This window comes from Micromonospora violae, assembly GCF_004217135.1.
Lineage (GTDB): Bacteria > Actinomycetota > Actinomycetes > Mycobacteriales > Micromonosporaceae > Micromonospora > Micromonospora violae.
This window is the reverse complement of the sequence record NZ_SHKK01000001.1, coordinates 4,300,189-4,319,327: the sequence shown is the minus strand read 5'-3', so window position 1 is coordinate 4,319,327 and position 19,139 is coordinate 4,300,189. Positions and strand designations below refer to the sequence as shown.

The following is a 19,139-nucleotide window of genomic DNA, read 5'->3' as shown; positions in this document are numbered from 1 at the left end:
CCGTGTGTGGCAAAGCCCGTCGCTCCTGCGGGGCGTCCTCCTCAGCGACGTGCCGTGAGAGGGACGAGGACGACGGTGGCGATGCCGAGCAGGGCGGCACCGACAGCCCACCACCAGAAGAATCCCGAGAAGACCGAGGCGATCAGGAGCCCCACGCCGAGACCGGCCAGCAGGCCGAGCCCGAACAGGGCCCGTGGGGGCAGGGCGAGGTACGGCAGGCGACGTACCACCAGCACCTCCAGCCAGGTGCCGCCCACCGTCAGCAGCGCGGCGCCGACCGCGTCCACGGCGGACAGCCCGTGCCCCTCGCTGATGGGCGCGAGAACTGTGCCCTCGTTGCCCGCCGGGACGAAGAGAACGAGCACGCCGGCGACGACGAGGAGGGCGGCGGTGACGACCTGCCCGCGCGGGGCGCCCGCACCATCGGGTGACATCGCTACAGTCTCGGCCATCAGCCGTCGTCTGCACAGGAGCCGCCTCGCCGGTGCCCCGGGCAATCGCCTCTGACCCGGGTCGGAGGCTGGTGGAGCGGGTCTGCCACATCGATGCACCGAGCGAGGCACACCATGAGAGTTACCCAGGACGGCCCCTTCCTCGTCGTTGAGCGTGAGCGGTTCGTTGCACGCTTTCCTGCCGACCCGAGCAGTGATCTGGAGCAACTTCAGGACCAAGACATCTATGTAACCGTCACCGGCGGCCCTACCTATTACGCGACCGTCATGACCCTCCAAGCGATCGATGCGGCACTCCGCCGGTGGACACAGACCGGGGAAGCCGCTGGCGGAAGGTACTTCTGGTCCACGGACCTGGTCATCACGCCCCGCCCAGGCATCACCGCGATGATCGAAGCGGTCGACGGACTTGTCCGCGAAGGAGAGATCGCTCAGGCGTGCCAGATCATCCCCGACCCGAAGGGCAGACACCACGCTGCCCCGGATTCCGAGCCATCTCCGCCGTAAGGGCGCCTGACCACGACTGGGCGTCGCGGGTGCGCCCGTTCCTGCCCGAGGCGTCCGAGCATCCCAGCCTGCGCGGCTTGAAGGGACAACCAGCCACCATGACCGACACCAACCGAGAAATGCTGCGCACCACGTTCGGCCAGGACGCCGAACTCTACGACCGATGCCGTCCCAGCTATCCACCCGCGCTGTTCACCGATCTCGCCACGCTCGCCGGTCTCGGCCCGCACGCTCGGGTGCTGGAGATCGGATGCGGCACCGGCCAAGCGACCCTGCCCCTGGCGCAACTGGGATGCACCGTCGTCGCGATGGACCTCAGCCCCGACATGGTCGCCATCGCCCGACGCAATCTCGCCCAGTTCCCGAACGTCACCGTCGTCGTCTCGGCGTTCGAGGACTGGCAGCCCTCGGACGGCACCTTCGACGCGGTTCTCTCCGCGACCGCGTTCCACTGGCTTGACCCCGAGGTACGCATGATCAGGGCAGCGGACATGCTGCGTCCCGGCGGAGCCCTCGGCATCGTCTCGACCCACCACATCGCCGGCGGAACGAACGCCTTCTTCGCCGACGCACAACGATGCTACGAACGTTTCGACCCCACAACACCGCCCGACCTGCGCCTGACGACCGATGACGAGACCGCCGAGGAGGCAGCGGAGTTCGATCGATCGGCACGCTTCGGGCCGGTCGAATTCCGGCGCTACGAGTGGCAACAGACCTACACGGCCCACGAGTACCTGAACCTGCTCATGACCTACTCCGGCCACCGAGCCATGGCACCCCAGGCACGCAAGGGCCTGTTCGCCTGCATCACCCACCTGATCAACGACGTCTACAGCGGAGAAATCACCAAGCAGTACCGGACCCGGCTCGCCATCGCGCAGAAGACACCGTGACTCGGCACGCAAGATCCAAGACGGGGGAGAAGCGAACGGCCCAGGTGCCGCGATCATGCGGCTTACCTGGGCCTTCGTGTGTGGAGCGGGCGACGGGAATCGAACCCGCGTAGTCAGTTTGGAAGACTGAAGCTCTACCATTGAGCTACGCCCGCGTGCGCCCACCTGAGCAGGCCGCGCCGACAGCGTACCCAATGCCATCGCCCGGCGCGTAGCCACGCCACCGCCCACGACGCCGGGTCGTCCCGGCGCCCCCTCTCCGGGCGGCCGGGGGCGGCTCGGCGCGCAAAGCGAGGTGAACGGTTCGGGCCTTTCGGGGGTTTTGTCCGGGTGGCTGATGCCCCGGCACCGACTGAGGCGTGGCGACGGCATAGACTGCACGTCGCCACGGGGTGTGGCGCAGCTTGGTAGCGCACTCGCTTTGGGAGCGAGGGGCCGTGGGTTCAAATCCCGCCACCCCGACTGTCGTCCGCGGCCGGGCCGCCCCGGGTGCCGCCCAGTGCGGTCCCCGGGCGATGCCGGAGCGTCAGGCCGGCTCGCCTACACTCGATGGGCTGAATCACGCCCAGACTCAACTGAGATCCGTCAAGGAGTACGCCTGTGAAGAGCACCGTCGAGACTCTGAGCCCGACGCGCGTGCGGCTCGCCATCGAGGTGCCGTTCGTCGAGCTCGAGCCGAGCCTCAAAAAGGCGTACCGGGAGATCGGTTCGCAGGTCCAGGTTCCGGGCTTCCGCCGGGGCAAGGTGCCGACCGCGGTGATCGACCAGCGGGTGGGCCGGGGCACCGTCCTCAACGAGGCGGTCCAGGAGGCCATCCCGGAGAACATCCTCGCCGCGGTACGCGAGCACGACCTCAAGACGCTGGGGCGCCCGGAGGTCGAGATCACCGAGTTCAACGACGGTGACTCGCTGAACTTCACCGCCGAGGTCGACGTCCGCCCGGAGATCACCATCCCGGACGCGAGCACCATCGAGGTGGTCGTCGACGAGCTGCAGATCGACGAGAGCGAGATCGACGAGCAGGTGAAGAACCTGCGGGAGCGTTTCGCGACCCTCAAGACCGTCGAGCGGGCCGCCGCCGAGGGCGACTACGTCCAGATCGACCTGAACGCCACCGTCGACGGCGAGGACGTGCCGGGCGGCCAGGCGAGCAACATCTCCCACGAGGTGGGCAGCAAGCAGCTCCTGCCGGGCCTGGACGAGGCCGTGGTCGGCCTCGCCGCAGGCGAGGACACCACCTTCACCACCCAGCTGGTCGGCGGCGACTTCGCCGGTCGCGACGCCGAGGTGGCGGTGACCGTGCGCACGGTCAAGGAGAAGGAGCTGCCCGAGCTGAACGACGAGTTCGCCCAGATGGCGAGCGAGTTCGACACGATCGAGGAGCTGCGCGGCGACCTGCGGGCCCGGGTCACCCAGGGCAAGCAGGTCGAGCAGATCTACGCCGCTCGGGACAAGGCCCTGGCCCAGCTGGTCGAGGCCGCCGAGATCCCGGCCCCGGAGGGTGTCGTCCGCGAGGAGGTCGAGAGCCGCAAGCAGGCGATGGTCGACCAGCTGGAGCGGATCGGCGCCTCGATGGAGGAGTACCTCGCGGCCGAGGACAAGACCGAGGAGCAGATCGACGCCGAGCTGACCGAGGCGGCGACCGAGGGCGTCAAGGTCCAGCTCCTGCTGGACACGCTCGCCGACGCTGAGGACGTGCAGGTCTCCGACGACGAGTTCGGCCACGAGATCGTGCACCGGGCCCAGCGCGCCGGGATGGCCCCGCAGCAGTACTACGACCAGCTGGTGCGCTCCGGCGCGGCCGCCGCCGTCTTCGGCGACGTGCGGCGGGGCAAGGCGCTCGCGGCCGTCATGGAGCGGATCACGATCAAGGACGCGGCCGGCAACGGGATCACCCTCGACGCCCTGCGCGCCGCCAACGAGGCCGAGCACAACCACCAGCACTGATCATCGGATGCGGCCGCCGTCCGCCGCTCAGCGGCGGACGGCGGCCGCATCCTTTTTCCGGGTACGCCCGACAGCTGCGCTGAGAGCGAACACTGCCCCGACCGGGACTCTGCCGCCCCGCACAGCGGTTAGTGTCGGGAAAGACGGTACGGAGAGCGAAGGGCTGCCATGACCGACATGCACATCCCCAAGAAGTCGCTCCGGGCGATTGACGCGCGCGGTGGCGACTCCATTGGCAACCTCGACGACTCGGTCTACAACCGGTTGCTCAAGGAACGCATCATCTTCCTGGGCAGTGAGGTGACCGACCAGGTCGCCAACCGCATCTGCGCGCAGCTGCTGCTGCTCGCCGCGGAGGACCCGGACCGCGACATCAACCTGTGGATCAACTCGCCGGGTGGCTCGGTCTACTCCGGCATGGCGATCTACGACACCATGCAGTTCATCGACAACGACGTGTCGACCGTGGCGATGGGCATGGCTGCCTCGATGGGTCAGCTGCTGCTCTGCGCGGGCACCAAGGGCAAGCGGTACGCCCTGCCCCACGCACGGATCATGATGCACCAGCCGTCCGGTGGTCTGGGCGGCACGGCGTCCGACATCGCCATCCAGGCGGAGCAGATGCTCTACACGAAGCGGATGTTCCAGGAGCGGGTCGCGCACCACACCGGCCAGAGCCAGTCGCAGATCGAGGCCGACTCGGACCGGGACCGTTGGTTCACCGCCCAGGAGGCCATGGACTACGGCTTCATCGACAAGGTGATCATCGGGGCCGCACAGGTCCCCGATGGCGCCGGGACCCTGAGCTGAGGAGCTGACGATGACCGATCTGAGCCTGCCGCCCCAGTTCGCGGCCGTGCACAACCGCTACGTGCTGCCGTCGTTCGTCGAGCGCACGTCGTACGGGGTCAAGGAGTCGAACCCGTACAACAAGCTCTTCGAGGACCGGATCATCTTCCTCGGCGTCCAGGTGGACGACGCGTCGGCCAACGACGTGATGGCCCAGCTGCTGACGCTCGAGGGCACCGACCCGGACCGCGACATCATCATGTACATCAACTCGCCGGGTGGGTCGTTCACCGCCATGACGGCGATCTACGACACCATGCAGTACGTCCGTCCGGACATCTCGACGGTCTGCCTCGGGCAGGCGGCGAGCGCGGCGGCGGTGCTGCTCTCGGCGGGCACTCCGGGTAAGCGGATGGCCCTGCCGAACTCGCGGATCATCATTCACCAGCCGGCCACCGAGGGCGGCTACGGGCAGGGCTCGGACATCGAGATCCAGGCCCGGGAGATCCTGCGGATGCGTACGCAGCTGGAGGACATGCTGTCCCGCCACTGCAACCGTCCGATCGAGCAGGTTCGCAAGGACATCGACCGTGACAAGATCATGACGGCCGAGGAGTCCAAGGAGTACGGGCTGGTCGACACGATCCTGACCAGCCGCAAGAAGGGTCTGCTGGCGGCCAACGCCGCCCGCTGAGCAGTATCGGGTCAGAGGTTGGCCGGGGCCCCGTACCCGGCCGACCTCTGACACACCCGTTTTGGGGGTCGGAGAATGCCCCGCCAGCGGGTAACGTCGGGTCCGTACCGCTTCGCCGGTTGGGCCGGCGGCGCGAACTAAGCCGGGCGGCGCGCAACGTCCGCAGGTCAGGGCCGGGGCTCCGGCCGATGAGTGCAGGGAGAACGTAGGTGGCACGGATCGGTGACGGCGGCGACCTACTGAAATGCTCCTTCTGCGGCAAGTCGCAGAAGCAGGTCAAGAAGCTCATCGCGGGCCCAGGGGTCTACATCTGCGACGAGTGCATCGATCTCTGCAACGAGATCATCGAAGAGGAGTTGGCCGAGTCCGGCGAGGTGAAGTGGGAAGAGCTTCCCAAGCCGATGGAGATCTGCCAGTTCCTCGACACCTACGTCGTGGGTCAGGATCAGGCCAAGAAGGCGCTCGCGGTCGCGGTCTACAACCACTACAAGCGGATCCAGGCCGAGGCGGCCGGCGCGCCCGGCTCCGGCAGTGACGCCGTCGAGCTGGCCAAGTCCAACATCCTGCTGCTCGGCCCGACGGGCTGCGGCAAGACCCACCTGGCGCAGACCCTCGCCCGGATGTTGAACGTCCCGTTCGCCATCGCCGACGCCACCGCGCTGACCGAGGCGGGCTACGTGGGCGAGGACGTGGAGAACATCCTCCTCAAGCTGATCCAGGCCGCCGACTACGACATCAAGCGCGCTGAGACCGGCATCATCTACATCGACGAGGTCGACAAGATCGCCCGCAAGTCGGAAAATCCGTCGATCACCCGGGACGTCTCCGGTGAGGGTGTGCAGCAGGCCCTGCTCAAGATGCTCGAGGGCACGGTGGCCAACGTGCCGCCGCAGGGTGGCCGCAAGCACCCCCACCAGGAGTTCATCCAGATCGACACCACCAACGTGCTGTTCATCTGTGGTGGCGCGTTCGCCGGCCTCGACCAGATCATCGAGTCCCGCACCGGGCAGGGCGGCACCGGCTTCGGTGCCCGGCTCCGGTCGGTCTCCGAGCGGTCGACCGACGACATCTTCAGCCAGGTCATGCCGGAAGACATGCTCAAGTTCGGCCTGATCCCCGAGTTCGTCGGCCGGCTGCCGGTGATCACCAACGTGCGCAGCCTGGACCGCAGCGCCCTGGTCCGGATCCTCACCGAGCCGCGCAACGCCCTGGTCCGGCAATACCAGCGCCTGTTCGAGCTCGACGGTGTCGAGCTCGAGTTCGACGAGGCGGCGCTGGAGGCCATCGCCGACCAGGCGATGCTGCGGGGCACCGGCGCCCGTGGTCTGCGGGCCATCATCGAGGAGGTCCTGCTCTCCGCGATGTACGAGGTGCCGAGCAACCCCGACGCCGCCCGGGTGCTGATCACCCGCGAGGTCGTCCTGGAGAACGTCAACCCAACGATCGTGCCGCGGGAGTTCACCGGGCGTCGGGCCCGCCGCGACCGCGAAGAGAAGTCCGCCTGACCCTCCCCACGTCACGCCGGCCGTTCAGCTCCGCTGCGGCCGGCGTGATCGTGTTCGGTGGCGTCCGCCCGTGACCCATCCGCGCCGGCCAGGCTCTGCCGCTGTCCGTGAGCGGCCTCCAGCCGTACCCTTTGCTCATGCGTGTCGCCGTCTGCCAGCTGAATGCCCGGGACGACCGTAAGGCCAATCTGGCGGCCGCGGAGGCGCTGTTGGAGCGCGCCGCCGCCGGCGGCGCGGATCTCGCCGTCCTTCCGGAGTACGTCGACTATCTGGGTCCTGCCGCCGGGCTTCCCGAGCCGGAGCCGGTCGACGGCGAGGTGGGCAGCTTCTTCGCCGGGGTCGCCCGGCGGCTCGGGATCTGGCTGGTGGCCGGGTCGTTCCACGAGGCCGGCCCGGACCCGGACCACACCTGGAACACTTCGCTGGTCTTCGACCGTTCCGGCCAGCTGGCCGCGAGCTACCGCAAGATCCACCTGTACGACGTGGAGATCCCCGGTCGGGTCTCCTACCGGGAGTCGGCGAGTGTCGCGCCCGGGGTCCAACCGGTGGTGGTTGACGTCGAGGGGCTGCGGGTCGGCCTGTCGATCTGCTACGACCTGCGTTTCCCGGAGCTGTACCGGCTGCTCGCGTCCGATGGTGGCGCGCAGCTGCTGGTCGTCCCGGCCGCGTTCATGATGCACACCGGGCGGGACCACTGGGAGGTTCTGTTGCGGGCCAGGGCGATCGAGAATCAGTGCTTTGTGGCGGCGGCTGGCCAGACGGGTGACCACGAGCCGGGTCGCACCTGCTTCGGGCGCAGCATGGTCGTCGACCCGTGGGGGACGGTCATCGGCCAGGTGCCGGACGGCCCGGGGGTCTCCGTCGTCGACCTGGACCTCGACCGGCTCGACGCGATCCGCGCCGAGCTGCCCAGCCTGGCCAACCGCCGGCTCTGAGCCTCACCCCTCCAGCAGCACGCCGATCACCGCGAATCCGGCGATCGCCGCTGCGGTCACCAGCAGCGCCGTGGTCATCCGGGACCTGCCGCGTCGGGCCAACCGTCCCACCGACAGCACGAGTACGACCAGCACGACCGCACCGATCACCACCTGCCAGAACGGCCCGATGAGACCGAGCAGCGCCTGCTCGGCGAACACCCTGGCACCGTGCCCGGACTCATCCATGCCTGACACTCTGGCACGTCTAGGTGGTCCGCGTCCTCGGCTGCACCGAGGACGCTGGTGGGCGGTCCGTCGAAACCAGTGATGAACCCTGATTTGCCTTCTCGGGGCCGTCCGCGTAACTTTCTCTCTGCACGGGGGAGGCCGGACAAACCGGCCGAGAACGGGCGCCAGGCTCGTGGCGGGAACGCCGAGCGAGACTGAGGATCGGGCGGTGCGGAACACTCCGGAAACGGGGTTGCGAACGCGAAGCCGACCGGGTAGAGTTCTGAAGCCGGCAGGAGCCGGGCGGAGAGCCGCGAAGCGGTGATCGGCCGGTCTGCGGCTTCCCACGACAGAAACGAACGTCGACAGCGACGTGCGTCATCGTGGACTCAAGCAAGCAACACTATCCGCATTATCGGGTGAAGCATGGCGAACCGCGAAATACCGGTTTGACACGGCGGAAACGAGCGGGTAACGTAGTAAAAGTGCCTGGCGCTGAAAGCGCCGGGGGCGCGGTTCGGTAAAGCCCCGGGATGGGTGCCGCTGTGTGTGGTGCTTTGATCGGTGTGTGGTTGTTCTTTGAGAACTCAACAGGGTGCTTGTAAAGCCAGTGCCAATTATGATTTATACCCCGGACTGGTCAGGCTTCGGTTTGGCTGGTTGGGATTCCTTTGGCAACAATTTGTTTGTTGTCAGGATTGTTTTCCAATTTTTTGTTGGAGAGTTTGATCCTGGCTCAGGACGAACGCTGGCGGCGTGCTTAACACATGCAAGTCGAGCGGAAAGGCCCTTCGGGGTACTCGAGCGGCGAACGGGTGAGTAACACGTGAGCAACCTGCCCCAAGCTTTGGGATAACCCTCGGAAACGGGGGCTAATACCGAATATTACTGCTGGTCGCATGGCTGGTGGTGGAAAGTTTTTCGGCTTGGGATGGGCTCGCGGCCTATCAGCTTGTTGGTGGGGTGATGGCCTACCAAGGCGACGACGGGTAGCCGGCCTGAGAGGGCGACCGGCCACACTGGGACTGAGACACGGCCCAGACTCCTACGGGAGGCAGCAGTGGGGAATATTGCACAATGGGCGGAAGCCTGATGCAGCGACGCCGCGTGAGGGATGACGGCCTTCGGGTTGTAAACCTCTTTCAGCAGGGACGAAGCGAGAGTGACGGTACCTGCAGAAGAAGCACCGGCCAACTACGTGCCAGCAGCCGCGGTAAGACGTAGGGTGCGAGCGTTGTCCGGATTTATTGGGCGTAAAGAGCTCGTAGGCGGCTTGTCGCGTCGACCGTGAAAACTTGGGGCTCAACCCCAAGCCTGCGGTCGATACGGGCAGGCTAGAGTTCGGTAGGGGAGACTGGAATTCCTGGTGTAGCGGTGAAATGCGCAGATATCAGGAGGAACACCGGTGGCGAAGGCGGGTCTCTGGGCCGATACTGACGCTGAGGAGCGAAAGCGTGGGGAGCGAACAGGATTAGATACCCTGGTAGTCCACGCTGTAAACGTTGGGCGCTAGGTGTGGGGGGCCTCTCCGGTTCCCTGTGCCGCAGCTAACGCATTAAGCGCCCCGCCTGGGGAGTACGGCCGCAAGGCTAAAACTCAAAGGAATTGACGGGGGCCCGCACAAGCGGCGGAGCATGCGGATTAATTCGATGCAACGCGAAGAACCTTACCTGGGTTTGACATGGCCGCAAAACCTCCAGAGATGGGGGGTCCTTCGGGGGCGGTCACAGGTGGTGCATGGCTGTCGTCAGCTCGTGTCGTGAGATGTTGGGTTAAGTCCCGCAACGAGCGCAACCCTCGTTCGATGTTGCCAGCGCGTTATGGCGGGGACTCATCGAAGACTGCCGGGGTCAACTCGGAGGAAGGTGGGGATGACGTCAAGTCATCATGCCCCTTATGTCCAGGGCTTCACGCATGCTACAATGGCCGGTACAATGGGCTGCGATGCCGTGAGGTGGAGCGAATCCCAAAAAGCCGGTCTCAGTTCGGATCGGGGTCTGCAACTCGACCCCGTGAAGTCGGAGTCGCTAGTAATCGCAGATCAGCAACGCTGCGGTGAATACGTTCCCGGGCCTTGTACACACCGCCCGTCACGTCACGAAAGTCGGCAACACCCGAAGCCGGTGGCCCAACCCTTGTGGAGGGAGCCGTCGAAGGTGGGGCTGGCGATTGGGACGAAGTCGTAACAAGGTAGCCGTACCGGAAGGTGCGGCTGGATCACCTCCTTTCTAAGGAGCACCTTCCGACGAAAGTCGGTAAGGAGCCCGCGCTGCCCGAATGTGGTGGTGGGGTGCTCAGATGGCGGAGACACTGGCAAGTTTTTCCTCGGCAACGGCCGGGATCGCTTAGTACAGCCGCCCCTTGGGGTGGTGGGAACGGATCGGTTCTGGTGCGGCTGAGAAAGAATGTAAGCACCCTGTTGGGTCCTGAAAGAACAACCAGTGGTTGTTTCTTTCGGAGCCGTAGCGAGCCTGTGGGTTCGTGAGGTTGCCAGGCATGGCCTGGCTCCACATACCGCTGGTCTGAGAGGGCCGGGTTTTGGTGTGGGGCTGTTGGGGTTGTGGGTTGGTCGTTTGTTGAGAATTGCACAGTGGACGCGAGCATCTTTGTGGTCAAGTTGTCAAGGGCGAACGGTGGATGCCTTGGCACCAGGAGCCGATGAAGGACGTGGGAGGCCGCGATAGGCCTGGGGGAGCTGTCAACCAAGCTGTGATCCCAGGGTGTCCGAATGGGGAAACCTGGCACCAGTCATGTGGTGTCACCCACACCTGAACACATAGGGTGTGTGGAGGGAACGCGGGGAAGTGAAACATCTCAGTACCCGTAGGAAGAGAAAACAATTTAGTGATTCCGTGAGTAGTGGCGAGCGAAAGCGGATTGAGGCTAAACCGGCTGCGTGTGATACCTGTCAGGGGTTGCGTGGTCGGGGTTGTGGGACCCTGCTGAGTGTACTGACATGCACTCGAGAAGTTACAAAGTCAGTGGCTAGTCGAACAGTCTGGAATGGCTGACCGTAGACGGTGAGAGTCCGGTAGGTGAAAGTTGCTGACCTTCTGTGGGTGTTCCCGAGTAGCGGCGGACCCCTGAAATCTGCCGTGAATCTGCCAGGACCACCTGGTAAGCCTAAATACTTCCTGGTGACCGATAGCGGACGAGTACCGTGAGGGAATGGTGAAAAGTACCCCGGGAGGGGAGTGAAATAGTACCTGAAACCGTTCGCCTACAATCCGTCGGAGCCTTGCGGGGTGACGGCGTGCCTTTTGAAGAATGAGCCTGCGAGTTAGTGGCATGTGGCGAGGTTAACCCGTGTGGGGGAGCCGTAGCGAAAGCGAGTCTGAATAGGGCGATTCAGTCGCGTGTCCTAGACCCGAAGCGGAGTGATCTAGCCATGGGCAGGCTGAAGCGCGGGTAAGACCGCGTGGAGGGCCGAACCCACCAATGTTGAAAAATTGGGGGATGACCTGTGGTTAGGGGTGAAAGGCCAATCAAACTCCGTGATAGCTGGTTCTCCCCGAAATGCATTTAGGTGCAGCGTCGCGTGTTTCTTGCCGGAGGTAGAGCACTGGATGGTCTAGGGGGCCCACAAGCTTACCGAAATCAGCCAAACTCCGAATGCCGGTAAGTGAGAGCGCGGCAGTGAGACTGCGGGGGATAAGCTTCGTAGTCGAGAGGGAAACAGCCCAGATCACCAGCTAAGGCCCCTAAGCGTGTGCTAAGTGGAAAAGGATGTGGGGTCGCATAGACAACCAGGAGGTTGGCTTAGAAGCAGCCACCCTTTAAAGAGTGCGTAATAGCTCACTGGTCAAGTGGTTCCGCGCCGACAATGTAGCGGGGCTCAAGCACACCGCCGAAGCTGTGGCATTCACATTTTATCCTCGCTTGGACGTGATTCCTTGTGCAGGTGTGTGGATGGGTAGGGGAGCGTCGTGCCGCGAGTGAAGCAGCGGGGTGACCCAGTTGTGGACGCGGCACGAGTGAGAATGCAGGCATGAGTAGCGAAAGAAGGGTGAGAAACCCTTCCGCCGGATGACCAAGGGTTCCAGGGCCAGGCTAATCCGCCCTGGGTGAGTCGGGACCTAAGGCGAGGCCGAGAGGCGTAGTCGATGGACAACGGGTTGATATTCCCGTACCCGCGAAAGAGCGTCCCTGATGAACCTCGTTGTGCTAACCACCCAAACCATCCAAGACCTTCGGGTTGAGGGTGGGGAGCGTGGGAACCTGGCGGGTAGTAGTCAAGCGATGGGGTGACGCAGGAAGGTAGCTGAGCCCGGCCGGTGGTTGTGCCGGGGTAAGCGTGTAGGCCGTGGTGTAGGCAAATCCGCACCACATGAAGGCTGAGACGTGATGCCGAGCCGATTCAGGTGAAGTCAGTGATCCTATGCTGCCGAGAAAAGCCTCTAGCGAGTTCTTAGCGGCCCGTACCCCAAACCGACACAGGTGGTCAGGTAGAGAATACCGAGGCGATCGGGCGAACTGTGGTTAAGGAACTCGGCAAATTGCCCCCGTAACTTAGGGAGAAGGGGGGCCGGAGACGTGAAGCCCCGCGCGGGTGGAGCGTTGTATGGCCGCAGAGAGCAGGGGGAAGCGACTGTTTACTAAAAACACAGGTCCATGCGAAGAAGTAATTCGATGTATATGGACTGACGCCTGCCCGGTGCTGGAACGTTAAGGGGACCTGTTAGCTCTTCGGGGCGAAGCGGAGAACTTAAGCGCCAGTAAACGGCGGTGGTAACTATAACCATCCTAAGGTAGCGAAATTCCTTGTCGGGTAAGTTCCGACCTGCACGAATGGCGTAACGACTTCCCCACTGTCTCAACCACAGGCCCGGCGAAATTGCAGTACGAGTAAAGATGCTCGTTACGCGCGGCAGGACGGAAAGACCCCGGGACCTTTACTATAGCTTGACATTGGTACTCGAATTAGCTTGTGTAGGATAGGTGGGAGCCGGTGAAGTCCATACGCCAGTATGGGTGGAGGCAATCTTGAAATACCACTCTGGTTGATTTGGGTATCTAACTTCGGACCGTTATCCGGTTCAGGGACAGTGTCTGGTGGGTAGTTTAACTGGGGCGGTTGCCTCCTAAAAGGTAACGGAGGCGCCCAAAGGTTCCCTCAGCCTGGTTGGCAATCAGGTGTTGAGTGCAAGTACACAAGGGAGCTTGACTGTGAGACTGACAGGTCGAGCAGGGACGAAAGTCGGGACTAGTGATCCGGCACTTGCGAGTGGAAGCGGTGTCGCTCAACGGATAAAAGGTACCCCGGGGATAACAGGCTGATCTTCCCCAAGAGTCCATATCGACGGGATGGTTTGGCACCTCGATGTCGGCTCGTCGCATCCTGGGGCTGTAGCAGGTCCCAAGGGTTGGGCTGTTCGCCCATTAAAGCGGTACGCGAGCTGGGTTTAGAACGTCGTGAGACAGTTCGGTCCCTATCCGCCGTGCGCGTAGGATACTTGAGAAGGGCTGTCCCTAGTACGAGAGGACCGGGACGGACGAACCTCTGGTGTGCCAGTTGTCCTGCCAAGGGCACGGCTGGTTAGCTACGTTCGGAAGGGATAACCGCTGAAAGCATCTAAGCGGGAAGCCTGCTTCAAGATGAGGTATCCCACCCACCTTGGTGGGGTAAGGCCCCCAGCTAGACGACTGGGTTGATAGGCCGGAAATGTAAGCCCGGTAACGGGTTCAGTTGACCGGTACTAATAGGCCGAGGACTTGACTACTAAGCTGCTACGCGTCCACTGTGCAACTCTGAACGAGCGAACACCCACGTGATGTGTGCCCGGGGTTGTTTGATATGTTCATAGAGTTACGGCGGTCATGGCGGAGGGGAAACGCCCGGTTACATTCCGAACCCGGAAGCTAAGCCCTCCAGCGCCGATGGTACTGCACTCGTGAGGGTGTGGGAGAGTAGGACGCCGCCGGACAATCTTCCAGGAAAGGCCACCCCATATGGGGTGGCCTTTCCTGCGTTCCCAGGCGACCCGGGTTGATCGGCCCGACGTCACCGAAACCGGGGTCGATCAGTGCCCCGGGCGGGGGCTGCACGGGTCAGCCCCGGGTCTGCATGCTGCCGCGGAGATTGCGCAGCAGGCCGCCGGCGTCGCCGACCGACCGGCCGGGGAACATGGCCATGACCACGCTGCCATGGTCGGCCCAGCCGCACACCGCGAAGTCCCCACCCTCGCCGCTGGTGCTGCCACACTTCAACACCCCGCCGAGATCGCCTGCGGGAAGTTCGCGCAGCCCGTTCACCGCACCGGTCTCGTCCGACATCAGCCGGAAGAGGCTGTCCAGGTCCCGCTCCGGCTGCCAGAGCAGGGTGGTGCCCCCGAAGACGAGGACCGAGCGCTTCTCGTCGGCCGGGTCGCGGTAGACCGTGCCGAAACTCCGGTCCAGATCGATGTTCGCCGCCAGACCGCTGCGCAGGTAGTCGGCCGTGCTCTTCGCCCGTTCGCTGTCGTCGCGGGTCAGACCCGCCACCCGATCGGGTGAGGTCAGTTGGGTGTCCTTCTGCTGCATCACCCGCCACCCACCGACACCGAGCACCCCGGCGCCGGCCAGGCCGACCACCAGTGCGACCGTCCAGCCAATCTTGCGGCGGCGTGACCAGCCGGCGGGCCGCTCGTCGGGGTCGCCTCCGGGGTCCCGGGTGCTCAGCTGGATCGGCTCTTCGGTCAGCTCGACCGGCTCGCGGTCGCCGCCGAGCGACCGCTCGGTGAGATGTGCGTCGGACATAGCCGACACCGTACGCGAACGGCAGGTGGCGCACGTCGGGTCCGCGAAAGCCCTCCGTAGACTTGTCCGGTGACCGAGAGACTGGATGCCCAACGCCCCGACGCCCCGACCCTTGCCGGCCAGTACCAGCCCGGTGAGGTAGAGCAGCGACGGTACGAGCAGTGGGTAGCCGGCGGGCACTTCCGGGCGTCCGCCGACAGCGACAAGCCTCCCTTCACCATCGTCATCCCGCCGCCGAACGTCACCGGCTCGCTGCACATGGGCCACGCGTTCGAGCACACCCTGATGGACGCGTTGACCCGCCGGAAGCGGATGCAGGGCTTCGAGGCGCTGTGGCTGCCGGGCATGGACCACGCCGGCATCGCCACCCAGAACCTGGTCGAGCGCCAGCTCGCCGCCGAGGGCCTTTCCCGGCACGATCTCGGCCGGGAGAAGTTCGTCGAGCGGGTCTGGCAGTGGAAGGCCGAGTCCGGTGGCGCCATCCTCGGCCAGATGCGCCGCCTGGGCGACTCCGTCGACTGGGACCGTGAGCGCTTCACCATGGACGCCGGCCTGACCCGCGCCGTCCAGACGATCTTCAAGAAGCTGTTCGACGACGGCCTGATCTACCGCGCCAACCGAATCATCAACTGGTGTCCGCGCTGCCTCACGGCGCTCTCCGACATCGAGGTCGAGCACACCGACGACGACGGCGAGCTGATCTCGATCCGCTACAGCGACGAGGTCGTGGTGGCCACCACCCGGGCCGAGACGATGCTCGGCGACACGGCCGTGGCGGTGCACCCCGACGACGAGCGCTACCAGCACCTGATCGGCACCGAGGTCGAGCTGCCGCTGACCGGCCGACGGATCCCGATCGTCGCCGACGCGCACGTCGACCCGTCGTTCGGCACCGGCATGGTGAAGGTGACGCCTGCCCACGACCCGAACGACTTCGAGATCGGCCAGCGGCACGACCTGCCCGCGCTGACCGTGATGGACGAGCGCGGCGTGATCACCGTGCCCGGCCCGTTCGAGGGGCTGGACCGGTTCGAGGCGCGGCCGGCGATCGTGGCCGCGCTGCGGGAGCAGGGCCGGATCGTCGCCGAGAAGCGCCCGTACGTGCACGCGGTCGGGCACTGTTCGCGTTGCAAGACCACCGTCGAGCCGCGGCTGTCGCTGCAGTGGTTCGTCAACACCGCCCCGCTGGCCAAGGCCGCGGGTGACGCGGTGCGCGACGGCCGGGTCCGCATCGAGCCGGCCGAGCTGGCCAAGCGCTACTTCGCCTGGGTCGACAACATGCACGACTGGTGCATCTCCCGCCAGCTGTGGTGGGGGCACCGCATCCCGGTCTGGTACGGCCCGGCGGGCGAGATCGTCTGCGTCGGCCCCGACGAGACGCCACCGACCGGCGAGGGCTGGCACCAGGACGAGGACGTCCTGGACACCTGGTTCTCCAGCGGCCTGTGGCCGTTCTCCACCCTGGGCTGGCCGGAGCAGACCCCGGACCTGGCGAAGTTCTACCCGACCAGCGTGCTGGTCACCGGGTACGACATCCTGTTCTTCTGGGTGGCCCGGATGATGATGTTCGGCCTCTACGCGATGGACGGCCGGCCACCCTTCGACGTGGTCGCGCTGCACGGCATGGTGCGCGACCAGTTCGGCAAGAAGATGTCGAAGTCGTTCGGCAACGTGGTCGACCCACTGGACTGGATCGACCGGTACGGCGCCGACGCCACCCGGTTCACCCTGGCCCGGGGCGCGAACCCCGGCCAGGACGTGCCGGTCAGCGAGGAGTGGTGCCAGGGCTCGCGCAACTTCTGCAACAAGCTCTGGAACGCCACCCGGTTCGCCCTGATGAACGGCGCGCACACCACGGGCGACCTGCCCCCCACCGAGCAGCTCTCCACCGTCGACCGGTGGATCCTGTCCCGGTTGGCGCACGTCACCGCCGAGGTCGACGAGCAGTTCGAGGCGTACGAGTTCGCCAAGGTGTGCGACCTGCTGTACCACTTCGCCTGGGACGACGTCTGTGACTGGTACGTCGAGCTGAGCAAGCCGGTGCTCGCCGAGGGCGGTGAGCGCGCGGAGGTCAGTCGCCGGGTGCTCGGGCACGTCCTCGACCAGCTGCTGCGGCTGCTGCACCCGGTCATCCCGTTCGTCACCGAGGAGTTGTGGCTCGCGCTGACCGGCGGCGAGACGGTGCAGGCCGCCGCCTGGCCGGTGGCCGACCGGTCGCTGGTCGACGACGCCGCCGAGGCCGAGCTGGCCGCTGTGCAGCGGGTGGTCACCGAGATCCGCCGGTTCCGTTCCGACCAGGGGCTGCGTCCGACGCAGCGGGTCGCTGCCCGCCTGGACGGGCTGTCCGGCGCGGGTATCGCCGACCACGAGCCGCTGATCCGTTCGCTGGTCCGGTTGGATCCGGCCGGTGACGACTTCCAGGCCAGCGCCACGCTGGCCATGCCCGGAGCGGTCGGTGTCGCGTTGGACACCCGGGGGTCGATCGACGTGGCCGCCGAGCGGGCTCGGCTCACGAAGGACCGCGCGGCGGCCGAGAAGGAGGTCGCGCAGGCCCGGGCGAAGCTCGACAACCCCGCCTTCATCGGCAAGGCCCCCGAGCCGGTGGTCGCGAAGATCCGCGACCGGCTCGCCACCGCCGAGGCCGACCTGGTCCGGATCGACGCTGCTCTGGAGACACTGCCCTCGTGACCGACCGTACCGATTTCGCCGCTGTGGAAGCCGAGCTGAACGCCCGCGGGTTCACCCGCATGGTCTTCGAGCTGGACCGGATCGAGTCGCTGCTCGACCTGCTCGGCAGCCCACAGCGGGCGTACCCCGCGATCCACCTCACCGGCACCAACGGCAAGACCTCCACGGCGCGGATGATCGACTCGCTGCTGCGGGCGTTCGGGCTGCACACCGGGCGGTACACCAGCCCGCACCTGGAGACCGTCCGGGAGCGGATCAGCCTGGACGGGGAGCCGGTCAGCGAGGAGCGGTTCGCGGCGGTGTACCAGGAGATCAAGCCGTTGGCCGAGCTGGTCGACGCCCGGTCGGACGAACCGCTGACGTACTTCGACATGACCACCGCGCTGGCGTTCGCCACCTTCGCCGACGCGCCGGTCGACATCGCGGTGGTCGAGGTCGGCCTCGGCGGCGCCGAGGACGCCACGAACGTTCTCCAGGCCGGGGTCTGTGTGATCACCCCGATCGGGCTGGACCACACCGAGTGGCTCGGCGACACGCTTCAGGACATCGCGCTGGCCAAGGCCGGCATCATCCACCCGGGGGCCACCGTGATCGCGGCGGCCCAGGAGGAGGAGGAGGCCGCCGGCCCGCTGCTCGAACGCTGCGCCGAGGTCGGGGCCACCATCGCCCGGGAGGGCGGCGAGTTCGGCGTACTGAGTCGGGCGGTCGCGGTCGGCGGTCAGGTGCTCAGCATCCAGGGCCTCGGCGGGGTGTACGACGACGTGTTCATCCCGCTGCACGGCGCCCACCAGGCGCAGAACGCCGCGGTGGCGCTCGCCGCCGTGGAGGCGTTCCTGGGGGCGGGGGCTCGACGTCAGCTGGACATCGAGGCGGTCCGGGAGGGCTTCGCCACGGCCAGCTCCCCGGGCCGGCTGGAGCGGGTCCGCAGCGCCCCGACCGTCCTGCTCGACGGTGCGCACAACCCGCACGGCATGAAGGCCACCGTCACCGCGCTGCAGGAGGAGTTCGCGTTCAGCAAGCTGGTGGCGGTGGTCGGCGTACTCGCCGACAAGGACGCCGAGGGGTTGCTGGAGCTGCTGGAGCCGGTGGTCGACCGGGTGGTGGTCACCCAGAACAGCTCGCCACGGGCGATGCCGACGGGGGAACTCGCCGCGCTGGCCGCCGAGATCTTCGGCGAGGACCGGGTGGAGTCGGCCGAGGAGATGCCGGACGCCATCGAGTTGGCGGTGGCGTTGGCCGAGGAGGACGTCCCGGGTGAGCTGAGCGGGGTCGGGGTGCTGGTCACGGGTTCCGTGGTGACGGTCGCCGACGCGCGTCGGTTGCTGAAGCGATGACCGACCCGGAGCGGGACCCGCACACCACGGACGACTCGACCGACCGGCCGGTCGAGCAGCCGGTGGGGGAGCAGCACACGACCGGGCAGCCGCGGCGCTCCGGATTGCGCAACCCGGAGCGGGCGGTACGCGGTCTCGGCGCGGGCACGCTCAGCCTGGAGGCGCTGGTGCTCCTGCTGGCGATCCAGCCGATCCGGGTGGTCGGCGGTGATCTCGGGGGTGCCGCGATCGGCGCGGTGGTGGCCCTGGCGGTGGCCGCCGTGGTGCTCGCCGGCATGATGCGCCGCTCCTGGGCCTGGAACGCCGGCACGGTGCTGCAGGGCCTGCTGTTGCTGGGCGGTCTGCTGCACTGGTCGCTGCTCGGGCTGGGCATCATCTTCGCCCTGGTGTGGGCGTACGCGTTGCACGTTCGCCGCGTCATTCTCGGCTGACGCCGGAGGAGTCGGC

At 66.0% G+C, this 19,139-nt stretch carries 13 protein-coding genes, 2 tRNA genes and 3 rRNA genes; 14 read left to right on the top strand and 4 right to left on the bottom strand.

What is annotated here, in order from left to right; all coding sequences use genetic code 11:
* Positions 1-41: 41 nt before the first annotated feature.
* Positions 42-434, bottom strand: coding sequence for a hypothetical protein (locus EV382_RS19085; RefSeq protein WP_130403792.1), 393 nt, complete (start codon positions 432-434; stop codon positions 42-44).
* A gap of 132 nt (positions 435-566) precedes the next feature.
* Between EV382_RS19085 and EV382_RS19080 the strand changes: the two genes are divergently transcribed.
* Both EV382_RS19080 and EV382_RS19075 read left to right on the top strand, forming a co-directional pair.
* Positions 567-959 (top strand): hypothetical protein, encoded by a 393-nt coding sequence (locus EV382_RS19080; protein ID WP_130403790.1) that lies wholly within the window; start codon positions 567-569, stop codon positions 957-959.
* Positions 960-1,057: 98 nt separating this feature from the next.
* A complete protein-coding gene (locus tag EV382_RS19075) occupies positions 1,058-1,855 on the top strand; it encodes a class I SAM-dependent methyltransferase (RefSeq protein ID WP_130403788.1) in 798 nt (265 codons plus the stop codon).
* 81 nt (positions 1,856-1,936) lie between these two features.
* Here the strand turns inward: EV382_RS19075 and EV382_RS19070 are convergent.
* A tRNA-Gly gene (locus tag EV382_RS19070) sits at positions 1,937-2,010 on the bottom strand.
* A gap of 233 nt (positions 2,011-2,243) precedes the next feature.
* Between EV382_RS19070 and EV382_RS19065 the strand changes: the two genes are divergently transcribed.
* The 6 genes from EV382_RS19065 to EV382_RS19040 all read left to right on the top strand — a co-directional run bounded on the left by EV382_RS19065 (position 2,244) and on the right by EV382_RS19040 (position 7,725).
* Positions 2,244-2,317: transfer RNA gene (locus EV382_RS19065), tRNA-Pro, on the top strand.
* A 138-nt stretch (positions 2,318-2,455) separates the two neighbouring features.
* Entirely contained in the window at positions 2,456-3,802 is a 1,347-nt protein-coding gene (tig, locus tag EV382_RS19060) for a trigger factor (protein WP_130403786.1), read from the top strand.
* 168 nt (positions 3,803-3,970) lie between these two features.
* A complete protein-coding gene (locus EV382_RS19055; RefSeq protein WP_007464111.1) occupies positions 3,971-4,612 on the top strand; it encodes an ATP-dependent Clp protease proteolytic subunit in 642 nt (213 codons plus the stop codon).
* A 10-nt stretch (positions 4,613-4,622) separates the two neighbouring features.
* Positions 4,623-5,285: an ATP-dependent Clp protease proteolytic subunit gene (locus tag EV382_RS19050; protein ID WP_030333536.1), complete on the top strand. Its 663-nt coding sequence runs from the start codon at positions 4,623-4,625 to the stop codon at positions 5,283-5,285.
* Positions 5,286-5,494: 209 nt separating this feature from the next.
* On the top strand, positions 5,495-6,790 hold the full coding sequence (gene clpX, locus EV382_RS19045; RefSeq protein ID WP_130403784.1) for an ATP-dependent Clp protease ATP-binding subunit ClpX: 1,296 nt from the start codon (positions 5,495-5,497) through the stop codon (positions 6,788-6,790).
* Positions 6,791-6,927: 137 nt separating this feature from the next.
* Positions 6,928-7,725: a carbon-nitrogen hydrolase family protein gene (locus tag EV382_RS19040; protein WP_130403782.1), complete on the top strand. Its 798-nt coding sequence runs from the start codon at positions 6,928-6,930 to the stop codon at positions 7,723-7,725.
* A 3-nt stretch (positions 7,726-7,728) separates the two neighbouring features.
* Here EV382_RS19040 and EV382_RS19035 read toward each other — a convergent pair whose 3' ends face one another.
* The gene (locus tag EV382_RS19035) at positions 7,729-7,953 is read right to left on the bottom strand and encodes a hypothetical protein (RefSeq protein ID WP_130403780.1); all 225 of its coding nucleotides are present in this window, start codon (positions 7,951-7,953) and stop codon (positions 7,729-7,731) included.
* Positions 7,954-8,648: 695 nt separating this feature from the next.
* On the opposite strand from EV382_RS19035, the gene EV382_RS19030 reads away from it, so the two are divergent.
* From EV382_RS19030 to rrf, 3 genes are all read left to right on the top strand, one after another.
* Positions 8,649-10,163, top strand: a 16S ribosomal RNA gene (locus tag EV382_RS19030).
* A gap of 382 nt (positions 10,164-10,545) precedes the next feature.
* Positions 10,546-13,655 (top strand): 23S ribosomal RNA (locus EV382_RS19025).
* Between the two features lie 87 nt (positions 13,656-13,742).
* Positions 13,743-13,859 (top strand): 5S ribosomal RNA (gene rrf / locus EV382_RS19020).
* The 16S, 23S and 5S rRNA genes sit together here, the layout of an rRNA operon.
* 124 nt (positions 13,860-13,983) lie before the next feature.
* On the opposite strand, the gene EV382_RS19015 is transcribed toward rrf, so the two are convergent.
* Entirely contained in the window at positions 13,984-14,670 is a 687-nt protein-coding gene (locus tag EV382_RS19015; RefSeq protein ID WP_130403778.1) for a hypothetical protein, read from the bottom strand.
* Between the two features lie 69 nt (positions 14,671-14,739).
* On the opposite strand from EV382_RS19015, the gene EV382_RS19010 reads away from it, so the two are divergent.
* From EV382_RS19010 to EV382_RS19000, 3 genes are read left to right on the top strand one after another with little or no spacing between them, the layout of a single operon-like run.
* Positions 14,740-17,358 (top strand): valine--tRNA ligase, encoded by a 2,619-nt coding sequence (locus EV382_RS19010; RefSeq protein WP_130403776.1) that lies wholly within the window; start codon positions 14,740-14,742, stop codon positions 17,356-17,358.
* A complete protein-coding gene (locus tag EV382_RS19005; protein WP_130403774.1) occupies positions 17,355-18,692 on the top strand; it encodes a bifunctional folylpolyglutamate synthase/dihydrofolate synthase in 1,338 nt (445 codons plus the stop codon). Before EV382_RS19010 ends, EV382_RS19005 begins: the two co-directional genes overlap by 4 nt.
* Positions 18,689-19,123, top strand: a complete 435-nt coding sequence (locus EV382_RS19000) for a DUF4233 domain-containing protein (protein WP_130403772.1) — start codon at positions 18,689-18,691, stop codon at positions 19,121-19,123. The genes EV382_RS19005 and EV382_RS19000 overlap by 4 nt, the downstream gene beginning before the upstream one ends.
* The last annotated feature ends 16 nt before the right edge of the window (positions 19,124-19,139 follow it).

Excerpts from the sequence above, each read along its gene's own strand:
- EV382_RS19015 (WP_130403778.1), bottom strand. The coding sequence starts at position 14,670 with ATGTCCGACGCACATCTCACCGAGCGGTCGCTCGGCGGCGACCGCGAG.
- EV382_RS19050 (WP_030333536.1), top strand. The coding sequence starts at position 4,623 with ATGACCGATCTGAGCCTGCCGCCCCAGTTCGCGGCCGTGCACAACCGC.
- EV382_RS19055 (WP_007464111.1), top strand. The coding sequence starts at position 3,971 with ATGACCGACATGCACATCCCCAAGAAGTCGCTCCGGGCGATTGACGCG.
- EV382_RS19035 (WP_130403780.1), bottom strand. The coding sequence starts at position 7,953 with ATGGATGAGTCCGGGCACGGTGCCAGGGTGTTCGCCGAGCAGGCGCTG.
- EV382_RS19075 (WP_130403788.1), top strand. The coding sequence starts at position 1,058 with ATGACCGACACCAACCGAGAAATGCTGCGCACCACGTTCGGCCAGGAC.
- EV382_RS19085 (WP_130403792.1), bottom strand. The coding sequence starts at position 434 with ATGTCACCCGATGGTGCGGGCGCCCCGCGCGGGCAGGTCGTCACCGCC.
- EV382_RS19080 (WP_130403790.1), top strand. The coding sequence starts at position 567 with ATGAGAGTTACCCAGGACGGCCCCTTCCTCGTCGTTGAGCGTGAGCGG.
- EV382_RS19000 (WP_130403772.1), top strand. The coding sequence starts at position 18,689 with ATGACCGACCCGGAGCGGGACCCGCACACCACGGACGACTCGACCGAC.
- EV382_RS19040 (WP_130403782.1), top strand. The coding sequence starts at position 6,928 with ATGCGTGTCGCCGTCTGCCAGCTGAATGCCCGGGACGACCGTAAGGCC.